Annotated in this window: 6 protein-coding genes; 5 read left to right on the top strand and 1 reads right to left on the bottom strand. The window is 27.4% G+C overall.

Going from position 1 to position 3,987, the window contains the following annotated elements:
- The 5 genes from MR593_RS08955 to MR593_RS08935 form a co-directional block, all read left to right on the top strand.
- Window positions 1-254: aldolase/citrate lyase family protein (locus MR593_RS08955; RefSeq protein WP_290692039.1), on the top strand; the 254-nt coding region annotated here is incomplete at its 5' end.
- 183 nt (window positions 255-437) lie between these two features.
- Window positions 438-752, top strand: coding sequence for a PadR family transcriptional regulator (locus MR593_RS08950; RefSeq protein ID WP_290692037.1), 315 nt, complete (start codon window positions 438-440; stop codon window positions 750-752).
- 38 nt (window positions 753-790) lie between these two features.
- Window positions 791-1,633 carry a DUF2812 domain-containing protein gene (locus tag MR593_RS08945; protein WP_290692035.1) on the top strand — a complete coding sequence of 281 codons (843 nt, stop codon included), beginning with the start codon at window positions 791-793 and terminating at the stop codon, window positions 1,631-1,633.
- A gap of 42 nt (window positions 1,634-1,675) precedes the next feature.
- Window positions 1,676-2,491 (top strand): DUF2812 domain-containing protein, encoded by an 816-nt coding sequence (locus MR593_RS08940; protein WP_290692033.1) that lies wholly within the window; start codon window positions 1,676-1,678, stop codon window positions 2,489-2,491.
- 87 nt (window positions 2,492-2,578) lie between these two features.
- Window positions 2,579-3,391: a DUF2812 domain-containing protein gene (locus tag MR593_RS08935; RefSeq protein ID WP_290692031.1), complete on the top strand. Its 813-nt coding sequence runs from the start codon at window positions 2,579-2,581 to the stop codon at window positions 3,389-3,391.
- A 159-nt stretch (window positions 3,392-3,550) separates the two neighbouring features.
- On the opposite strand, the gene MR593_RS08930 is transcribed toward MR593_RS08935, so the two are convergent.
- Window positions 3,551-3,987: formate--tetrahydrofolate ligase (locus MR593_RS08930; RefSeq protein WP_290692029.1), on the bottom strand; the 437-nt coding region annotated here is incomplete at its 5' end.

Here is a 3,987-nt window from a genome sequence, read left to right as displayed (position 1 = left end):
TTATAGGACCTTTTGACCTATCAATTTCTATGGGTATTCCAGGCCAATTTGATAATCCAGAATTTTTAAAAGCCGTAGAAAGAATTTTAGCAGCTTGCAAAAAATACAATAAGATTTCTTCTGTATTTACTGGAAGATTTGATGATATCGATAAATACTACAAACAAGGCTTTGATATAGTTACTTATTCATTAGACGCAAATATTTTAGTAGATGGATTTAAAAATATAGTCGATAAAGCTAAAGGCGAATAATCAAATCCATATAAAATACGAAAGCTTTTTGGGGATGTAATCATCCCCTCTTAAACTTTTTGAACTAGTAACAGTTTTGTAATCATATTTTTGATTCAATATAATTGACAATATCGAGTATCGATATTATACTTTAATTATAAATATCGATACTCGATATTATATTTTAAAAAGGAGGCAAGTATGGCTAGAAAACAGTTTCAAACTCTGTCTGAACCTATGTATTACGTACTTCTAGCGCTTACTGAAGAATGCTGTGGAGTCGACATCATGAAAAAGGTTGAAACTATTTCAAACGGAAGAATTCGAGTAGGACCTGGTACACTATATACTCTACTTAGAAAATTTCAGCAAGCTGGATTAATAAGAGAAACATCCGTAGAAGGCAGAAAAATAAGCTACATTATAACCGACGATGGTATAAACACATTAAAAAAAGAATACGACAGACTCCTAGTTATGGTCAACGATGTCAAGAATTTTTTAGACAGAAATTGATAAAAACTATTAATTCCATCTAAAAAGGAGGTCCCTATATGAAAGTAGGAAAAGATAAATTAATAAAATTCGTTTTATTTAGAGAAAATGATTGCTCTGCATTAGAGCTTTATTTAGAAGAAATGGCACAAAAAGGATGGATGTTTGATTCTGTATCTCCTATTATGCACCTTCTTCAATTTAAAAAGTGTAAACCCCAAAAAGTTAAATTCTGTGTAGATATTCGTGAGGAATTCTCAAAAGATTTTATGTCAGAGTTCAACCTTCCTCAATATATAGATATGTGCGAACATGAAGGTTGGAAACATATAACAGATGTATCTAGTTTTACCTCTGCCATTGGTTCTTCATCTAGTTATCAAGTATTTATTTCTGATGATATAAATACACCAGATATACAAACTGATGACAAATTAAAGCTAGAGCCTATATTTAAATCAAGTGTGCAAAACATAATAATCAGTATAATTCTTATGATTTATAGTATTTACAATATAAAATCAACTTACTCTACTGATTTTGAAATGCTTAACTGGGCTTTTTTATCTATAATAATAGCTCTAATTCCATATATCAATTATATAATAGAAAGTCTTATTTGGTTTTTTAGGGCTAAAAAAAGTTTAAGTGAAAATAGACCCATTAGGTATGTAAGTTTAAATTCACTAAAATTAAAAACTACTATAATAGATTTAATTATTTTGATGTTTCTAATTTGTATTTTATTTTTTTACACTTTAATACATATGGATACTTCAGTTCAATTTTTTATTTTAAACATTCTAAAAGCAATAAACTTAATAATTTTTATCTTTGGTTTTGTATTTTTAATCGAAGTTATAAGAGAAAATATAGTTCCAATAGATAAAATCAATAAATAACATATATTAATATCAAAAGTAATTCAGGGGGAGGTATTAAAAATGATAAAATTTATAGCTTTAAGAGAAAATGACTGCTCTACATTAGAACTATATCTATCTAAAATGGCATCAAAGGGATGGATGCTTAAAAACATAAACTTAAGATATTTCTTTAAATTTGAAAAATGTGAACCTAAAGATATAAAATTCTGTGTAGATATTTTTGATGGTCCTTTTAAATCTGATCCACAAAGCAGAGTAAGTGTTCCCGAATACTTAGAAATGTGTAAAGCCTCAGGCTGGACAAAAATAGATGAAACTCATAAATATCAAGTTTTTTACAACGATGACGGCAATTTCACACCAATACAAACTGATGACGAGTTAAAATTAAAGCCTATATTCAAAAAAACATTGTTATTTACGATTATATTTTTCTTATTTTTCTTCAGACCTGCACTTTTATCTAGTTTGTTAAATTTAGATATAAGTACAATGTTCACTGATTATGATACATTATTAGAAGCATTAATGACTGTATTTTTCCCAGCAGGATTATTTGTATATATACTAGGCTGGTGCACAGAAAATATAATATGGATAATTAGAGCTAAAAAGAGTTTAAGAAATAATACTGAAATTAGATATCCTAGTATTTTATCTTTGAGAATAAGATCTGGACTTAAAGCGACAATTTTACTATCTCTATTCTCAGTTTTTATAGTATTATTTGCTTCTGTCTTTTCAGTTTTACCTTTTTATATAACTGCGGTTTTAGATTTAATATTACCTATAATTCTATGTATACTTTCTATAATATTGATCATTGAAGTAATAAGAGAAAACATAGTTCCAATTGATAAAATCAACAAATAAATCTGAAATATAAATACATTTTATTAGTTAATATCTCAAATTCTTACAATATATAGTAAGGATTTGAGATATATTGGAGGTGAAATCATGAGAATAGGTAAAAATAAACTATTTAAATATATTCCTTTTGAAGATATTGATTGCCCTGCACTCAGTCTCTATCTTGAAGAAATGGCTTCTAACGGATGGTTACTATATGATATAGTCGCAGGTATATCTAAATTTAAAAAAACAAATCCTCAAGAAATAAAATTTTCAATCGATATATTTGACGAAGATGCAAATTCAAAGAAACAATACAAAGAATACTTAGAAATGTGTAGTGCTGCTGGATGGGAACATATTTGTTCTTTTTCAAAATGCCAAATATTTTGTACAAAAGATAAAAATGCGATACCAATTCAAACTGATTTAAATCTAGAATTAAAAAATATGGTTGGCAATGTACTTTTTTTTATAGTAATGCCATTACTACCACTTGTTCCAGCATTTATATCTAATGTAAATCTTCAATATTCTATCAACAATATCGTCAATATTAACAATGCTAATATAAGTGACTTTTTTTTATCAATATTATTAATTGTATTTTTTATAGCTGCTTTTCTAAAAGTGATTATAGAAATAATAATAAACACAACCTGGTTTTTTAAAACAAAAAAATCATTAAAAAATAATAATGAGATCAAATATATTGGTCTAAAATCCTTCAAAAGCAAAATGAATATTCGCAATTATTTTATTATATATTGCTTAATAATACTCATACTCATGCTAGTTCCTGAAAATTATTATTCTCCTATCTATATGTATTGCTCATGCGTATTGATTGTTATTTTAACTATATCCATCTCAATTATGTCAATCGTATATTTTGCAAGAACCTTAAAAGAAATTTAGCGAAAAAATAGTGTGTGATAAAATCACACACTATCTTTTTTTATAACCAATGAATTCTTATTTTTTACTTAACTAGTTATATAATATTAATAACTCTCTCTCACATTTCATTTGATTATGTATATATATTAATATTTAGTTTTATCGATTTAATAATCCCTAGAATAATCCAGATATTACTCCGTTTTCATCAACATCGATCTTTTCAGCTGCTGGAACTTTTGGAAGTCCTGGCATCTTCATTATTTCACCAGTTAATGCAACTACGAATCCTGCACCTGCAGATATAGTTACTTGTCTAACTGTTATTCTAAATCCTGTTGGTCTACCTAATTTAGTTTGATCATCTGTTAATGAGTATTGAGTCTTAGCCATACAAACTGGAACTCCACCGAATCCTAGATTTTCTAAGTTAGCTAATTCTTTTTCTGCTTCTGGAGTATAATCTACACCATCAGCTCCATATATCTTAGTTGCTATTGCATTTATTTTTTCTTTTAATGTATAGTCATCTGGGTAGCAGAATTGGAAGTCATTTGGTTCATCACATAATCTTATAACTTCTTTAGCTAATTCTATACCACCTTCGCCACCTT

The organism is Intestinibacter sp., from assembly GCF_022780145.1.
In the GTDB taxonomy this organism is placed as follows: domain Bacteria; phylum Bacillota; class Clostridia; order Peptostreptococcales; family Peptostreptococcaceae; genus Intestinibacter.
Note: the sequence above shows the minus strand (reverse complement) of the source record. Positions and strands in the feature narration are given on the sequence as shown.